The sequence below is a fragment of the Paenibacillus sp. PCH8 genome (assembly GCF_002968835.1).
Lineage (GTDB): Bacteria > Bacillota > Bacilli > Paenibacillales > Paenibacillaceae > Paenibacillus.
Map to the genome: position 1 here is coordinate 1,120,572 of NZ_PKQK01000001.1, position 15,841 is coordinate 1,136,412.

At 47.8% G+C, this 15,841-nt stretch carries 10 protein-coding genes, 10 tRNA genes, 3 rRNA genes and 1 other RNA gene; all 24 read right to left on the reverse strand.

Features of this window, described 5'->3' with window-relative positions:
- Nucleotides 1-4: 4 nt before the first annotated feature.
- On the reverse strand, nucleotides 5-1,030 hold the full coding sequence (gene lgt / locus C0Q44_RS04970) for a prolipoprotein diacylglyceryl transferase (protein WP_105406298.1): 1,026 nt from the start codon (nucleotides 1,028-1,030) through the stop codon (nucleotides 5-7).
- A gap of 116 nt (nucleotides 1,031-1,146) precedes the next feature.
- Nucleotides 1,147-2,085: an HPr(Ser) kinase/phosphatase gene (gene hprK / locus C0Q44_RS04975; protein WP_105406299.1), complete on the reverse strand. Its 939-nt coding sequence runs from the start codon at nucleotides 2,083-2,085 to the stop codon at nucleotides 1,147-1,149.
- 421 nt (nucleotides 2,086-2,506) lie between these two features.
- Nucleotides 2,507-3,631: an ABC transporter ATP-binding protein gene (locus tag C0Q44_RS04980; protein ID WP_105406300.1), complete on the reverse strand. Its 1,125-nt coding sequence runs from the start codon at nucleotides 3,629-3,631 to the stop codon at nucleotides 2,507-2,509.
- 103 nt (nucleotides 3,632-3,734) lie between these two features.
- Nucleotides 3,735-4,949: a PucR family transcriptional regulator gene (locus tag C0Q44_RS04985; RefSeq protein WP_105406301.1), complete on the reverse strand. Its 1,215-nt coding sequence runs from the start codon at nucleotides 4,947-4,949 to the stop codon at nucleotides 3,735-3,737.
- Nucleotides 4,950-5,089: 140 nt separating this feature from the next.
- Nucleotides 5,090-5,162 (reverse strand) — tRNA-Lys (locus C0Q44_RS04990).
- 7 nt (nucleotides 5,163-5,169) lie between these two features.
- Nucleotides 5,170-5,255 (reverse strand) — tRNA-Tyr (locus C0Q44_RS04995).
- A gap of 11 nt (nucleotides 5,256-5,266) precedes the next feature.
- Nucleotides 5,267-5,339: transfer RNA gene (locus C0Q44_RS05000), tRNA-Phe, on the reverse strand.
- A gap of 21 nt (nucleotides 5,340-5,360) precedes the next feature.
- Nucleotides 5,361-5,438 (reverse strand) — tRNA-Asp (locus tag C0Q44_RS05005).
- A gap of 9 nt (nucleotides 5,439-5,447) precedes the next feature.
- Nucleotides 5,448-5,523, reverse strand: a tRNA-Thr gene (locus C0Q44_RS05010).
- A gap of 5 nt (nucleotides 5,524-5,528) precedes the next feature.
- A tRNA-Val gene (locus tag C0Q44_RS05015) sits at nucleotides 5,529-5,604 on the reverse strand.
- A 9-nt stretch (nucleotides 5,605-5,613) separates the two neighbouring features.
- Nucleotides 5,614-5,690: transfer RNA gene (locus tag C0Q44_RS05020), tRNA-Met, on the reverse strand.
- Between the two features lie 42 nt (nucleotides 5,691-5,732).
- A tRNA-Ser gene (locus tag C0Q44_RS05025) sits at nucleotides 5,733-5,824 on the reverse strand.
- 83 nt (nucleotides 5,825-5,907) lie between these two features.
- A 23S ribosomal RNA gene (locus tag C0Q44_RS05030) occupies nucleotides 5,908-8,833 on the reverse strand.
- 254 nt (nucleotides 8,834-9,087) lie between these two features.
- Nucleotides 9,088-9,163: transfer RNA gene (locus C0Q44_RS05035), tRNA-Ala, on the reverse strand.
- A gap of 22 nt (nucleotides 9,164-9,185) precedes the next feature.
- Nucleotides 9,186-9,262 (reverse strand) — tRNA-Ile (locus C0Q44_RS05040).
- Nucleotides 9,263-9,297: 35 nt separating this feature from the next.
- Nucleotides 9,298-9,414 (reverse strand): 5S ribosomal RNA (rrf, locus tag C0Q44_RS05045).
- A gap of 157 nt (nucleotides 9,415-9,571) precedes the next feature.
- Nucleotides 9,572-11,124 (reverse strand): 16S ribosomal RNA (locus tag C0Q44_RS05050).
- Together the 16S, 23S and 5S rRNA genes with 10 tRNA genes alongside form the textbook arrangement of a ribosomal RNA operon.
- A gap of 395 nt (nucleotides 11,125-11,519) precedes the next feature.
- The gene (locus C0Q44_RS05055) at nucleotides 11,520-11,789 is read right to left on the reverse strand and encodes a pro-sigmaK processing inhibitor BofA family protein (RefSeq protein WP_105406302.1); all 270 of its coding nucleotides are present in this window, start codon (nucleotides 11,787-11,789) and stop codon (nucleotides 11,520-11,522) included.
- 34 nt (nucleotides 11,790-11,823) lie between these two features.
- Nucleotides 11,824-12,099 carry a YaaL family protein gene (locus C0Q44_RS05060; protein ID WP_258166177.1) on the reverse strand — a complete coding sequence of 92 codons (276 nt, stop codon included), beginning with the start codon at nucleotides 12,097-12,099 and terminating at the stop codon, nucleotides 11,824-11,826.
- Nucleotides 12,100-12,286: 187 nt separating this feature from the next.
- Nucleotides 12,287-12,886: a recombination mediator RecR gene (recR, locus tag C0Q44_RS05065; protein WP_017691283.1), complete on the reverse strand. Its 600-nt coding sequence runs from the start codon at nucleotides 12,884-12,886 to the stop codon at nucleotides 12,287-12,289.
- A gap of 34 nt (nucleotides 12,887-12,920) precedes the next feature.
- Nucleotides 12,921-13,232 (reverse strand): YbaB/EbfC family nucleoid-associated protein, encoded by a 312-nt coding sequence (locus tag C0Q44_RS05070; protein WP_036607248.1) that lies wholly within the window; start codon nucleotides 13,230-13,232, stop codon nucleotides 12,921-12,923.
- A 41-nt stretch (nucleotides 13,233-13,273) separates the two neighbouring features.
- A complete protein-coding gene (gene dnaX / locus C0Q44_RS05075; RefSeq protein WP_105406303.1) occupies nucleotides 13,274-15,019 on the reverse strand; it encodes a DNA polymerase III subunit gamma/tau in 1,746 nt (581 codons plus the stop codon).
- Nucleotides 15,020-15,195: 176 nt separating this feature from the next.
- Nucleotides 15,196-15,463: signal recognition particle sRNA large type (gene ffs, locus C0Q44_RS05080), an RNA gene on the reverse strand.
- Nucleotides 15,464-15,610: 147 nt separating this feature from the next.
- Nucleotides 15,611-15,808 (reverse strand): 50S ribosomal protein L31, encoded by a 198-nt coding sequence (gene rpmE / locus C0Q44_RS05085; protein WP_105406304.1) that lies wholly within the window; start codon nucleotides 15,806-15,808, stop codon nucleotides 15,611-15,613.
- Nucleotides 15,809-15,841: the final 33 nt, after the last annotated feature.

Here is a 15,841-nt window from a genome sequence, read left to right on the forward strand (position 1 = left end):
TGCATTACTCCTTTTTATCCTCAACTTGCTTTGGATCATCTTTGGTTGGAAGTATTACCTTATCCTCTTTACTGGCAACCGTTCCCGTATGCTCCATATCATCCGAAAGGATTTTCGACGATACAATTGGATCGCTATAGCGTACATCTGCTTTGCCTGTCACTCTTCTCACTACAATGAACACGACTGCAACTATAATAATGCCAATCGCGAGCAGCTGTGAGATTCTCACATTACCGTACGCTGGATCCAAATATCCTTGTTCGAAACCCATAGCAGTCATTGGAGACCACAATCCATTCACTAATGAAGCAACCCACTGCGGGGCCTGGAAGCCCAGACTATCCGTACGCAACGCTTCAATAAAGAAGCGACCGATCGAGTACCATATGAAGTAAGACATGAACAGTTCACCTGAACGCAGAAATTTCTGACGCCGCAGAACCAGCAGCAAGACCAATCCAACGAGACTCCACATAGATTCATACAAAAACGCAGGATGATGAAATACCCCTTCTACGTTCATTTGATTCACGATAAAGTCCGGTAAATGAAGCTTGTCTCTCAAAAATGATTCTTCCACAGGACCGCCGTAGGCTTCCTGATTCACAAAATTCCCCCAGCGTCCGATCATCTGTCCAACGATTAGTCCAGGTGCACAGATATCGGCCATACGCCAGAAGTTATACCCTTTGCGACGGAAGAAAATGACTGCACATATAATGGCACCAATAAGCGCACCGTAGATGGCGATACCGCCGTTCCATATTTTAAAGACATCCCAGAAATTGTCCTTATAATCATCCCACTTAAATGCTACGTAGTAGATGCGGGCACCAATGATGGCAGAGGGTACACCCAGCAGGACCATGTCCATGAACACTTCCTGTGGAATATTGTATCGTTTGCCCTCCCGAAGCACGAGCAATAGCCCTAGCAGAGCTGCGGCACCAAGAATAAGCCCGTACCAGTGAACCTTTAACGCTCCAATAGAGAACGCAATCGGGTTCAACAGTAATAATGTATCCATTCATTCACACTCCTATAAATTCACTCGATCGCACGCATGACGAATGGTTGGCATGGCCTGCCCCTCCAGAGAAGCAGTACACGTCAACCATTCACCTCGATTTCACTTTATGCTTCTTAATCATTATCTTCCATATCTTCCGAGATGGTTGCTGTCAACTTGTTCGTGAATTGCAGTGCTGCATTAAGACCCATCTGTTTCAGACGGTAGTTCATACCTGCCACTTCAATGATAACAGCCAAGTTTCGCCCTGGACGCACCGGGATTGTGACAAGAGGTACATCCGTGTCAATGATACGTGTCGTCTCTTCATCCAAGCCCAGACGGTCATATTGCTTGTCCTGCTGCCATGCTTCCAGACGTACAACCAGTGTAATCCGCTTGTTATTCCGTACTGCTCCAGCTCCGAACAACGTCATGACGTTGATAATACCGACACCTCGAATTTCGAGCAAATGACGGATCAATTCAGGTGCGGTGCCGTGTAGCTGAAAGTCTGATGTTTGGCGGATTTCTACCGCATCATCAGCAATCAGTCGGTGACCACGCTTAACCAGTTCAAGAGCTGTCTCACTCTTACCAATACCGCTACTACCTGTAATCAGCATACCTACGCCATAGACATCACACAATACACCATGAATGGTTGCAGTAGGTGCCAATTTACTCTCCAAAAATCCCGTAATACGGCTGGATAGAATCGTTGTCGCCATGTTGCTGCGGAGTACAGCCAGATTCTGTTCTTCACTGATGTCAATCAGCTCTTGTGGAACTTCAAGGCCACGCGTTACAACGATACACGGCGTCTCTTCTGTGCATAGACGTTGCATGCGATCACGCCGGTCCTGCTCGGGTAACATTGCAAAGAAGGCCAACTCGGTTCTTCCAAGCAGTTGTACCCGTTCTTGTGGATGGTATTCAAAATAACCGGCCATTTCTAGACCAGGACGGTTCAGATCATCTACCGTAATGACTCTTTTCAGTCCTTGAGATCCAGAAACAACCTCCATCTGAAACTGCTGTGCCAATTCGGATACTTTCACTTTTTTAGCCATTTGTCTCTTCCTTTCAGCATTCGCTGTCCTTCTATGTACATCAGATCGAGTATCATTTCTTTCCATTATTAGCGCATTCACATCATTAGTACAGGCCGCATCCCTAGAGCAGCAATTCTCCTAATTCCGAGAGGACAGACCTTCAAATAATCTTAAATGAATTCCGGGCTGAATGCAATCGTGGCCTCTCCCAACCATTAGTAAGAAGAGTCTTCTGATCAAAGGCACTATCGAGGATGCTACATTCGTGGTTTAGTGGTTACTTTTAATGCGACTAACGAATTCTTCAGCTCCGCTGAAAACTTATAAATTCAATAATCTTCAAAAAAGCCCCTTCCAGCTAAAACGGAAGGGGCTCTGAGTACATTGTATAATTGCGTTATTTGATTGATTCCATCGTCACCGAGGAATCTCAATAATATTAGTCTTGAAGAAGTACGTTCACTTCAGTTTCTTTGTCAAAGATATGAACCTTGTTCATGTCAATGGCCATTTTCACTGTCGAACCATCTCGAGTGTTAGAGCGTCCGTCTACACGTGCGATTGTAGTATCGTTACCTACACCGCTCAAGTAGAGGAGCATTTCGTGACCCAAGTTCTCTGTTACATCTACGTGTGTAGAGAATACAGAGTTCGGGGATGCTTCCAAGAATACAGGCTCTTCGTGAATGTCTTCTGGACGAACACCCAGAATGACTTCTTTGCCGATGTACCCTCTGGATTTCAGCACTTGTGCTTTACCTTGCGGGATTTCAACGTCCACGCCTGGAGCTATGAAGTGCATGTTAGCACCTTGTTCAGCCAGTTTACCCGAGATGAAGTTCATTGTCGGGGAACCGATGAAACCAGCTACGAACAAGTTAGCCGGAAGGTTATACAGTTCTTCCGGAGAAGCTGCCTGTTGGATGATACCATCCTTCATAACAACGATCCGATCACCCATCGTCATAGCTTCAATCTGGTCATGCGTTACGTAGATAACAGTTGTTTCCAAACGTTTCGCAAGTTTAGTGATCTCAGCACGCATTTGACCACGAAGTTTGGCATCCAAGTTGGACAGAGGCTCATCCATCAAGAAAACTTGTGGATCACGGACGATCGCACGTCCCAGAGCGACACGCTGACGTTGACCACCGGACAATGCCTTAGGTTTACGCTCAAGCAAATGCTCGATATCCAGGATTCTAGCTGCTTCACGTACACGTTTGTCGATCTCGTCTTTTTTAACCTTACGCAATTTCAAACCAAACGCCATGTTTTGATATACGCTCATATGCGGATACAAGGCATAGGATTGGAATACCATCGCGATATCACGGTCTTTAGGTGCAACATCATTAACGACACGGTCACCGATATAGAGTTTACCTTCAGAAATTTCCTCAAGGCCTGCGATCATACGCAGTGTTGTTGATTTACCACAACCGGACGGACCTACCAGTACCAGAAATTCTTTATCTTTAATGTCCAGGTTAATGTCAACTACAGTTGCTTTATCAGAACCCGGGTATTTTTTGAAAATATGCTCTAAACGTACTCCAGCCATGATTGTTGCCTCCTCAGAGATCATTTTGTAATCGAATACAATTTGTATTTTTATAATACCCTATCTTCATGAGGTTTGACTATTCGCAAACTGCACAAAAATATCAAAGCTTTTTCGTCACTTTGTACATAAGCAGTAAAAACTGCACCAGAACAGCACTTTCGAAGTTCCTTACATCATAGCCAATCTCCTGTTTGATCTTGTCCAGACGGTACACCAGCGTATTACGATGAATAAAAAGTCGTTTGGCTGTCTCGCTGACATTACAATCCAGGCTAAAAAAAGTCTCCATCGTAGCAAGCGTTTCACTGTCATTGAAGATCAAGGTATCTTTGCCTGTTTCCTGTATGAAACGTGTACGTTGTTCTTCTGGAATACTCGCTACCAACCGTTCCAGATGTAGATCCCATGGGAGATGAATATGCTGCGTAACATGGAATGATCTCCCCAAGTGCACACTTTCTTCAAGAAGAGCTGTGACCGATACGAGTTGTTGTGCAGGAATGCATGGCAGAGATGCGGACAGATGGAACACACCAGCCCACTCACTGGAAACTAATTCATGCAAACCTAGACAAAAAGCATTCAGTGAATCCTTTCTGGCCTCTGCTGTGTCTTCCTCGGCTTCTCCTGTAACAATCTCTGTAGCCCCCATGAAAATCCATTCTTGCTCTCCTAAGGGGATGAATACAATTTCTTCGCCAAAGTAACTCTCAAGCAACTTATTGAGTTCTTTGGACCGTACACGGTGTGCATCAGGTGTGTCCCCTTGCAGCAAGAACAGAATCTTCTCAGCATTCAATTCTGCTGCCAATACATAACGATTAGGCACCGATTCCTGCTTGCCTGGATGTTCTATCTGCTGTTTAAGCCACAGTCCTAATTCCGTTAATTGTTGCTCTCTATCATTCTCATATATAACGGGCTCTGCCTCAGCAGTCAGTCTCGTATTACTTCGAATCAAAAGCTCAATGAATCGCTTTGTTTCCAAGGTAATTGACCTCTCAGCACATCCCCAACACACGACGTTCTCTTCTTTCTCATTCATGTGAACTTTAAAAAATATACGCTCTCCCGTATTGAGACTGATCACATCAGATAATGAACTTGGGGATTTAGATTGATCAGGGAGTCCCTGGCTTCTATCATCATTAACAAGGCTCTCTCGATCCTCATTAAAACCAACCAGATTCGCCACCGATTGGTTCCATTCTTCTATTGTAATCTCATATGCGTCCAGAGTTATGCCTATAATTAATTCAATTTGTTGTTTTAAATCAGGTATGAGCTTCATATAATGAACGCCACCACTCTGCATGTTTTCTACTATTTTATCATATCTTGCACAGCATCGTCTTTTACCAGCTTATTTATGTGTTATCAGGTGAATACTTCAATTTCAAAAACAAAAAAAAGAGTAATTAATCAAATTATGATTAATTACTCTTTACTATACGATGAGTCATGAAGGGCTCGAACCTTCGACACCCTGATTAAAAGTCAGGTGCTCTACCAACTGAGCTAATGACTCATAAAACTGGTGGAGGATGATGGATTCGAACCACCGAACCCGTACGGGAGCAGATTTACAGTCTGATGCGTTTGGCCGCTTCGCTAATCCTCCAGGATTAAAGGTGGCTCGGGACGGAATCGAACCGCCGACACGAGGATTTTCAGTCCTCTGCTCTACCGACTGAGCTACCGAGCCTTATTTAATTTTTAAGATTAATGGCGGAACCGACGGGATTCGAACCCGCGATCTCCTGCGTGACAGGCAGGCATGTTAGGCCAACTACACCACGGTTCCATGCATTAATGGTGCCGGCGAGAGGACTTGAACCCCCAACCTACTGATTACAAGTCAGTTGCTCTACCAGTTGAGCTACACCGGCGTATATGGTGGAGGCTGAGGGGATCGAACCCCCGACCCTCTGCTTGTAAGGCAGATGCTCTCCCAGCTGAGCTAAGCCTCCTGGGTAATATGGTAGCGGCGGAGGGGATCGAACCCCCGACCTTACGGGTATGAACCGTACGCTCTAGCCAGCTGAGCTACACCGCCACATTAATTGTGTCTTGATTGCTTGTCCATCTTAGGTAAAGATGGCGGAGAGAGAGGGATTCGAACCCTCGCACCGCTTACGCAGTCTAACCCCTTAGCAGAGGGTCCCCTTATAGCCACTTGGGTATCTCTCCGAATAACAATCTTCAACATCATTTCAAGGATTGCTCCCTGAAAACTAGATTCGAAACGAAATTTGCGATTTATCACTTGCATATTGGATAAGCCCTCGACCGATTAGTACTGGTCAGCTCCATGCATTGCTGCACTTCCACCCCCAGCCTATCTACCTCGTCGTCTTCAAGGGGTCTTACATACTGGGAAATCTCATCTTGAGGGGGGCTTCACGCTTAGATGCTTTCAGCGTTTATCCCTTCCGTACATAGCTACCCAGCGGTGCTCCTGGCGGAACAACTGGTACACCAGCGGTACGTCCATCCCGGTCCTCTCGTACTAAGGACAGCTCCTCTCAAATTTCCTACGCCCACGACAGATAGGGACCGAACTGTCTCACGACGTTCTGAACCCAGCTCGCGTACCGCTTTAATGGGCGAACAGCCCAACCCTTGGGACCTACTTCAGCCCCAGGATGCGATGAGCCGACATCGAGGTGCCAAACCTCCCCGTCGATGTGGACTCTTGGGGGAGATAAGCCTGTTATCCCCAGGGTAGCTTTTATCCGTTGAGCGATGGCCCTTCCATGCGGTACCACCGGATCACTAAGCCCGACTTTCGTCCCTGCTCGACTTGTAGGTCTCGCAGTCAAGCTCCCTTATGCCTTTGCACTCTTCGAATGATTTCCAACCATTCTGAGGGAACCTTTGGGCGCCTCCGTTACTCTTTAGGAGGCGACCGCCCCAGTCAAACTGCCCACCTGACACTGTCCCCGCACCGGATTACGGTACCAGGTTAGAACCTAGATACGATCAGGGTGGTATCCCAACGTTGCCTCCACGCAAGCTGGCGCTCACGTTTCAAAGGCTCCCACCTATCCTGTACAGATCGTACCCAAATTCAATATCAAGCTGCAGTAAAGCTCCATGGGGTCTTTCCGTCTTGTCGCGGGTAACCTGCATCTTCACAGGTATTAAAATTTCACCGGATCTCTCGTTGAGACAGCGCCCAAGTCGTTACGCCATTCGTGCGGGTCAGAATTTACCTGACAAGGAATTTCGCTACCTTAGGACCGTTATAGTTACGGCCGCCGTTTACTGGGGCTTCGGTTCACAGCTTCGGATTGCTCCTAACCACTCCCCTTAACCTTCCAGCACCGGGCAGGCGTCAGCCCGTATACTTCGCCTTACGGCTTCGCACAGACCTGTGTTTTTGCTAAACAGTCGCTTGGGCCTTTTCACTGCGGCCCCCTCGTGCTATTCACACTACCGGGGCACCCCTTCTCCCGAAGTTACGGGGTCATTTTGCCGAGTTCCTTAACGAGAGTTCTTCCGCGCGCCTTAGAATACTCTTCTCGCCTACCTGTGTCGGTTTGCGGTACGGGCACCATCACCTGGCTAGAGGCTTTTCTTGGCAGTGTGAGATCATGACCTTCGCTACTATAATTTTCGCTCCCCATCACAGCTCAGCCTTAGTAATGTGCGGATTTGCCTACACATCAGCCTTACTGCTTAGACGGACATCCATCAGTCCGCGTCACTACCCTACTGCGTCCCCCATTGCTCATAACGGCTTACGGTGGTACAGGAATTTCGACCTGTTGTCCTTCGACTACGCCTTTCGGCCTCGCCTTAGGTCCCGACTTACCCTGAGCGGACGAGCCTTCCTCAGGAACCCTTAGGCTTTCGGCGGACAAGATTCTCACTTGTCTTTTCGTTACTCATACCGGCATTCTCACTTGTATAATGTCCAGCGCTCCTTACGGTACACCTTCAACCCTTATACAACGCTCCCCTACCCCTGATGCATTGCATCAAGCCATAGCTTCGGTGGCGTGTTTAGCCCCGTTACATTTTCGGCGCAGAGTCACTCGACCAGTGAGCTATTACGCACTCTTTCAATGGTGGCTGCTTCTAAGCCAACATCCTGGTTGTCTGTGCAACTCCACATCCTTTCCCACTTAACACACACTTGGGGACCTTAGCTGATGGTCTGGGCTGTTTCCCTTTTGACAATGGATCTTAGCACTCACTGTCTGACTCCCGGAAGTAAGTCTATGGCATTCGGAGTTTGACTGAGCTTGGTAACCCTTGCGGGCCCCGCACCCAATCAGTGCTCTACCTCCACGACTCTGTTTTCCGAGGCTAGCCCTAAAGCTATTTCGGGGAGAACCAGCTATCTCCGAGTTCGATTGGAATTTCTCCGCTACCCCCACCTCATCCCCGCATTTTTCAACATGCGTGGGTTCGGGCCTCCAGTGCGTGTTACCGCACCTTCACCCTGGACAGGGGTAGATCACCCGGTTTCGGGTCTACGTCCACGTACTATGTCGCCCTATTCAGACTCGCTTTCGCTGCGGCTCCGGCTCTTCACCTTAACCTTGCACGGGAACGTAACTCGCCGGTTCATTCTACAAAAGGCACGCCATCACCCCTAAAACGGGCTCTGACTTTTTGTAAGCACACGGTTTCAGGTTCTATTTCACTCCCCTTCCGGGGTGCTTTTCACCTTTCCCTCACGGTACTGCTTCACTATCGGTCGCTAGGAAGTATTTAGCCTTGGCAGATGGTCCTGCCGGATTCATACGGGGTTTCACGTGCCCCGCACTACTCGGGATCCGTCTCGGAGAGAACAGACTTTCAACTACAGGGCTTTTACCTTCTTTGGCGGGCCTTTCCAGACCTCTTCGCTTAATCGGTTCCTTTGTAACTCCATGTGAGACGTCCCACAACCCCAAAGAGCAAGCTCTCTGGTTTGGGCTTCTCCGCGTTCGCTCGCCGCTACTGACGGAATCACTATTGTTTTCTCTTCCTCAGGGTACTTAGATGTTTCAGTTCCCCTGGTATGCCTCTGCATAACCTATGTATTCAGTTATGAGTAACTGGAAATTACCCCAGCTGGGTTTCCCCATTCGGACACCCCCGGATCAAAGCTTGCTTACAGCTCCCCGAGGCAGTTTCGTTGTTCGCCACGTCCTTCATCGGCTCCTAGCGCCTAGGCATCCTCCGTGTGCTCTTAGTAGCTTAACCATATTGTTCCGGTTTCGACCGCTCGCTTCCCTTGTTTTGGACTACGTCCAAAGCCAAAAGTCGCTCCCATTCGATACCATCGCAACAGCAATTATCTACCTTATAAACACTTCACTTGTTTACACAAGATCAGCTAGGATGATTGTTGATCGGTTACTTGAACCAAACAAACATTCATCCCTTAAAGGAATGTTCTAATTCGCATTTTTCGTTTCGATATCTAGTTTTCAAAGAACAAACTTGTAAAACATTATTGGTGGAGCCAAGCGGGATCGAACCGCTGACCTCCTGCTTGCAAGGCAGGCGCTCTCCCAGCTGAGCTATGGCCCCATATAAAATGAAAAAGTGAAAATGGTGGGCCCTGGTGGACTCGAACCACCGGCCTCACCCTTATCAGAGGTGCGCTCTAACCAACTGAGCTAAGGGCCCACATTATATTATATTTCGAACCCAAAATGGGTTACGCTTGGCGGCGTTCTACTCTCCCAGGACCCTGCGGTCCAAGTACCATTGACGCTGAAGGGCTTAACGGTCGTGTTCGGGATGGGAACGTGTGGAACCCCTTCGCTATCGCCACCAAACGTTTGAGAGTTTGAGCTCTCAAAACTGAGCAACGAGTGAGTTGCTTGTGCTTTCCATTTCATCCACACCGAAGTGACGGACCGAAATGAATCGCTGTGCAGGTTCTAAAGAACCTGCTTATTTGAATGTTTCCACTCGGGAAACGATTCTCCATAGAAAGGAGGTGATCCAGCCGCACCTTCCGATACGGCTACCTTGTTACGACTTCACCCCAATCATCTATCCCACCTTCGGCGGCTGGCTCCTTGCGGTTACCCCACCGACTTCGGGTGTTATAAACTCTCGTGGTGTGACGGGCGGTGTGTACAAGACCCGGGAACGTATTCACCGCGGCATGCTGATCCGCGATTACTAGCAATTCCGACTTCATGCAGGCGAGTTGCAGCCTGCAATCCGAACTGAGACCAGCTTTGTTGGGATTGGCTCCATCTCGCGATTTCGCAGCCCGTTGTACTGGCCATTGTAGTACGTGTGTAGCCCAGGTCATAAGGGGCATGATGATTTGACGTCATCCCCACCTTCCTCCGGTTTGTCACCGGCAGTCTATCTAGAGTGCCCACCCGAAGTGCTGGCAACTAAATATAAGGGTTGCGCTCGTTGCGGGACTTAACCCAACATCTCACGACACGAGCTGACGACAACCATGCACCACCTGTCTCCTCTGTCCCGAAGGAAAGATACATCTCTGCATCGATCAGAGGGATGTCAAGACCTGGTAAGGTTCTTCGCGTTGCTTCGAATTAAACCACATACTCCACTGCTTGTGCGGGTCCCCGTCAATTCCTTTGAGTTTCAGTCTTGCGACCGTACTCCCCAGGCGGAGTGCTTAATGTGTTAACTTCGGCACCAAGGGTATCGAAACCCCTAACACCTAGCACTCATCGTTTACGGCGTGGACTACCAGGGTATCTAATCCTGTTTGCTCCCCACGCTTTCGCGCCTCAGCGTCAGTTACAGCCCAGAGAGTCGCCTTCGCCACTGGTGTTCCTCCACATATCTACGCATTTCACCGCTACACGTGGAATTCCACTCTCCTCTTCTGCACTCAAGTCACCCAGTTTCCAGTGCGATCCGGGGTTGAGCCCCGGGATTAAACACCAGACTTAAATGACCGCCTGCGCGCGCTTTACGCCCAATAATTCCGGACAACGCTTGCCCCCTACGTATTACCGCGGCTGCTGGCACGTAGTTAGCCGGGGCTTTCTTCTCAGGTACCGTCACCTTGAGAGCAGTTACTCTCCCAAGCGTTCTTCCCTGGCAACAGAGCTTTACGATCCGAAAACCTTCATCACTCACGCGGCATTGCTCCGTCAGGCTTTCGCCCATTGCGGAAGATTCCCTACTGCTGCCTCCCGTAGGAGTCTGGGCCGTGTCTCAGTCCCAGTGTGGCCGATCACCCTCTCAGGTCGGCTACGCATCGTCGCCTTGGTGAGCCGTTACCTCACCAACTAGCTAATGCGCCGCAGGCCCATCCCCAAGTGACAGATTGCTCCGTCTTTCCAGTTTCCTTCAGGTGAAGAAAACAACTATTCGGTATTAGCTACCGTTTCCGGTAGTTGTCCCAAACTTGAGGGCAGGTTGCCTACGTGTTACTCACCCGTCCGCCGCTAACCATCAGAGAAGCAAGCTTCTCTTCAAGTCCGCTCGACTTGCATGTATTAGGCATGCCGCCAGCGTTCGTCCTGAGCCAGGATCAAACTCTCCAATAAAAGATGAATTTCAGTAGCGTGGTTAGACGCTATAAAAATCATCTCAAGTATTTGAAAAGAGCGATATGCTCATTTTGAATCTGACGAGATTAAAAATCTCATTTGCGCTCCAGCCGATTCAAGCCAAGGCTTGTTTCAAACTTTCGCGTTCATTCTGCAAGCAGAATGTTAACTCACTCGTTGTTCAGTTTTCAAAGATCAAACCTTGATTTTCGTCACCATTTTCTCTCAGCGGCGACTTTTATAATATATCATACTTCGTTTGTTTCAGTCAAGTATTTTTTTGAAATAATTTTTCGATGTTCGTAATGAACTCGTTCATTTCATCAAAAGCATGTAACCAAGCAAGCAAAGCAACGAGATATAATGTACCATATAAATATCCTATGAGTCAACTATCCAAACAAAGAAATTTTCAGTCCCAATAATAACCCCACCCCTGGCAATCCTAAAACAGTTACAGTCCCTATGGTTGCAGGGTTCAACGGGATGTACGTTCCGGTAATCCAACCCGAATAATTGACGGTATATAACCCTACTGCAGCCAGAACCAGGTGAATACCGAATGACGTAAAAAATGACAGCCCTATTCTCTTTCGGAATAGAACAATAATAAGTCCCAGCATTGACACAACCAATATACTCCCAAGAATAATACTTTTCATCTCCAACACCTCCACGCGTAATGTAAATCTGAGTCTACATGCTAACCTGCCGTTGTGTTGAAGTATCATCATTAACTCTTGCCTGCTTCGCTCTCTTCAAATGAATCTGATATTTTCGTTCTGCCGCCTCCAATACATAGATGGCATAATCAATCTCATCCTGCCCCTGTGCATCTTCAAACTGCATCATAGCCCGCTCCCATTCCTGTTTCGCCATCTGAACATCAGCATAGATCCGATCTGCCTCAAGCTCTTTCAATATTCTGTTATGTTTCTCTACCGAGTTCCGTGTATTTCCCCACATAAACATAAACGTTCCCCCTCCTGATAAGCGCAGCATATTCTCATACTTATCAGGGAAAGGACAAACTTAGAACTTGGATGTTTCGTTTCTTCACAAAAAAAAGAGAGCCCTAAGGCTCTCTTGGCAAACTGAAGCGTAATTAAAAATAAAGTCCCTCAGGAAGTTGTGCTGTGCTTAAAACAAATTAAACACACTAGCGCATCTCCCTGCGCCCTTCCAGCGCTTTGGAAAGGGTCACTTCATCCGCATACTCCAAATCGCCACCTACAGGCAATCCATGGGCAATCCGGGTCACACTGATCTCAAACGGACGCACCAAGCGGGAGATGTACATCGCTGTAGCCTCACCCTCAATATTGGGGTTCGTCGCCAGAATGATCTCTTTTATCCGTTCATCACTTAATCGAATCAGGAGTTCCTTCAAACGAATATCGTCCGGGCCAATTCCCTCCATAGGTGAAATCGCACCCTGTAACACATGATAGTATCCATCAAATTCCTTGGTGCGCTCCATGGCAACCAGATCTTTCGAATCCTGAACTACACAGATTACAGAGACATCCCTGGATTTATCCTGACAGATCCGACACGGGTCCGTGTCGGTAATATTACAACACACAGAACAGTAATGAAGATTACGCTTCACACTAACGAGCGCTTTGGCAAAATCAATAACGTCATCTTCCTTCATTTTAAGCACATGAAAAGCTAAACGCGCCGCTGTCTTGGGACCCACACCCGGCAAACGGGTGAAGGCATCAATCAGCTTTGCTATCGGTTCGGGATAATACAATCGACTGTGTCTCCTTTGAGAGGATCAATTTAAACTAAAATAATCCCGGAATATTCATGCCGCCTGTGAACTTGCCCATATCCTTGTTAGCAATCTCATCAGCCTTGGCCATCGCATCATTCACCGCTGTCATCACGAGGTCCTGCAACATTTCAACATCTTCCGGATCTACCGCTTCAGGTTTAATTGTAATAGCAAGCAATTTTTTGTGTCCGTTAACCTCAGCTGTTACAACACCACCACCCGAAGTACCTTGAACTGTTTTGTCCGCCAGTTCCTCCTGCGCTTTTAGCATTTGCTCCTGCATTTTCTTCACTTGTTTCATCATTTGGTTCATGTTGTTCATGATTGTTCATCTCCTTTGTTATGGTTATCGCGCCATGCGCATTATTCTTTGATCACTACAAGGTCTTCACCAAAGAGCTGAATGGCTTCATCAATCCAAGGCTGCTTGTTGCCTGAACTGCCGTCTTCATGCTCCAGTTCAAGCTTAAAGTCCTCCTTGGGAGCTTCAGAAACTCCCTCGATCGCTCCGGTCCAATCTTTGAGCATCATCGTCACCAGTCGAGCCGAACGCCCCAGCTGTTCCGACAACACCCGCTCAATGACTTCGCGGTTGGCCTGTTTCTCCGTCGTTTCACGGTGAATGTTGTTTTTAAAAGCAACCAGAACGTTGTCTTCAAGCAAGGATACCGGCTCACCATCCATAAACCAAGCATGAACCGTAACCTTCTCTTCTTTCACTCGTTGCAGGATCTGACTCCATTTCTTACTAATCTCTGCGAACTCAGGGGCTCCCTTACGCGCAACATACTGATCAAGCTGTGCAGGGAGTTTCGCTGGCGAGTTCCCTCTCGATACTGGTGCTCGTGTTGCTGGGCGCGAAGGGGCACTCGATGCAGCCTCCCCACCCGACAATCCACTTTTAAGCGCACGATCCAACTTCTTCTCCAACTCGGCAAGCTGCTGCTTCAAACGATTAATCTCTCCACCATCAGCAGATGTCGCATTGGATGAAGATCCCACTTGAACAGAGGTCTCTCCTTGTGCCGGAATACTACAGAGTTTAAGCAACGCGACTTCAAATAACGTCTGTGGCTGTACTGCATATTTCATTTCACCCTGATACCGATTAAGGGTATCAATCATATGAAACAGTTGTTCCTTGGTGAAAGATTCCGCCATATCACGGAACGATTCCGGATTAAGCACCCGGTCCGTCAGTTTGTCTGCACCAGGCACCATCTTAATCATAAGCAAATCACGGAAATAATACAGTAAATTCTCCATGCACTTGTCTGCACTCTTACCTTCATGCATGAAGCCTTCAATCATCTGCAAAATATGGCCAACATCCCCTTTGAGCAGCGAAGCAGCCAGTATAGCGAATTGCTCTGAAGCAATACCACCGGTCATATCCATAACCTGCTGGTACGTTACTCGTCCATCCGTAAATGAAGAGATCTGATCCAGAACACTGAGCGCATCCCTCATTCCACCATCCGATAAACGGGCAATGTACTGGAGTGCATCCTGGTCAGCTTCCATGCCTTCCTGTTCACAAATCAGCGTAAGCCTTGCTGTCTGTTCTTCCAGAGAAACCCGGCGGAAATCAAATCGCTGACAGCGCGAAATAATAGTAGCTGGAAGGCGATGTGGTTCTGTCGTTGCCAAAATAAACATCACATGTGGCGGCGGCTCTTCCAATGTTTTGAGTAAAGCATTGAACGCCTCTGTCGTCAGCATGTGCACTTCATCAATAATATAGACTTTCTGCCTTACTTCGGTTGGCGCATACTTGACCTTTTCCCGAAGATCTCGGATCTCCTCAACGCCCCGATTGGATGCTGCATCAATCTCCTGCACGTCCATCACAGCGCCAGACGTAATCCTGCGGCAAGCTTCACACTCGTTACAAGGCTCCGGCGCAGGCCCGCGTTCGCAGTTAACAGCCTTAGCCAAAATCTTGGCAGCACTCGTCTTCCCTGTTCCTCTGGGCCCGCTAAATAAGTAGGCATGGGAAGTCCGCTGTTCACGAATCGCGTTCTGCAAGGTTTGAATAATATGCTGTTGTCCCACCATATCTTGAAACGACTGGGGGCGCCAAGCCCGGTATAACGCGATATGCTCCATGATGCGTTACCTTCCTTCCACTTCGCATTCGAGTCCTTTGTCGTCTCCCCATTATACTATATTCCAGGGTGAATCCAAACTTTATCTGACTCATTTATGACTGTTTTATTGACGACATATCAAAAAGACCCCTGCATACATATAACTGCAAAGGTCTCTACATTTTTAAAAGTAAGCCGTGCACCTGCTATCGATAATTGCGATCCAAGCGGCACCCCTGAACAATAGCTCGGGCTAGGCAATCCTCCGGCACAAGAGTAATCTCACTTATGGCTGCTTCCTTCCGGACCTGACCAGGTTCATGAGCACTCATTGCGGAGGACCCAACCGTCAACACCACGTACAGGGACCAAACCTCACATCGACAAAACCTCTAGCAGGAATTCAACCTCGCTATAGCGGATTGCGAGTTACAGGGCACCGCTACCTCCCCATCTAGCACGGTAAGAAATAGTATAACGTAAGGTTATCCAAATTGCAACCAGAAGGAAACCGGAAACAACGATACCTATATAAACATATAAAACCCCTGCCAGGTCGACAGGGGTGGTTTGGATGCAATTAGTAGACAATTCACATGGATTTGAGCTATTAGATTCCGTATTTCTTATTGAAACGATCAACACGGCCGCCAACATCGATAAACTTCTGTTTACCTGTGAAGAACGGGTGGCACGCGGAGCAAATCTCTACACGAAGTCCGTCTTTAACCGAACCTGTCTCAAAAGTATTCCCGCAAGCGCAAGATACTTCACCAATCGTGTAATTAGGATGAATTGCTTCTTTCATTACCTTTCACCTCTTTCCGCCCTGAGCCTCAAG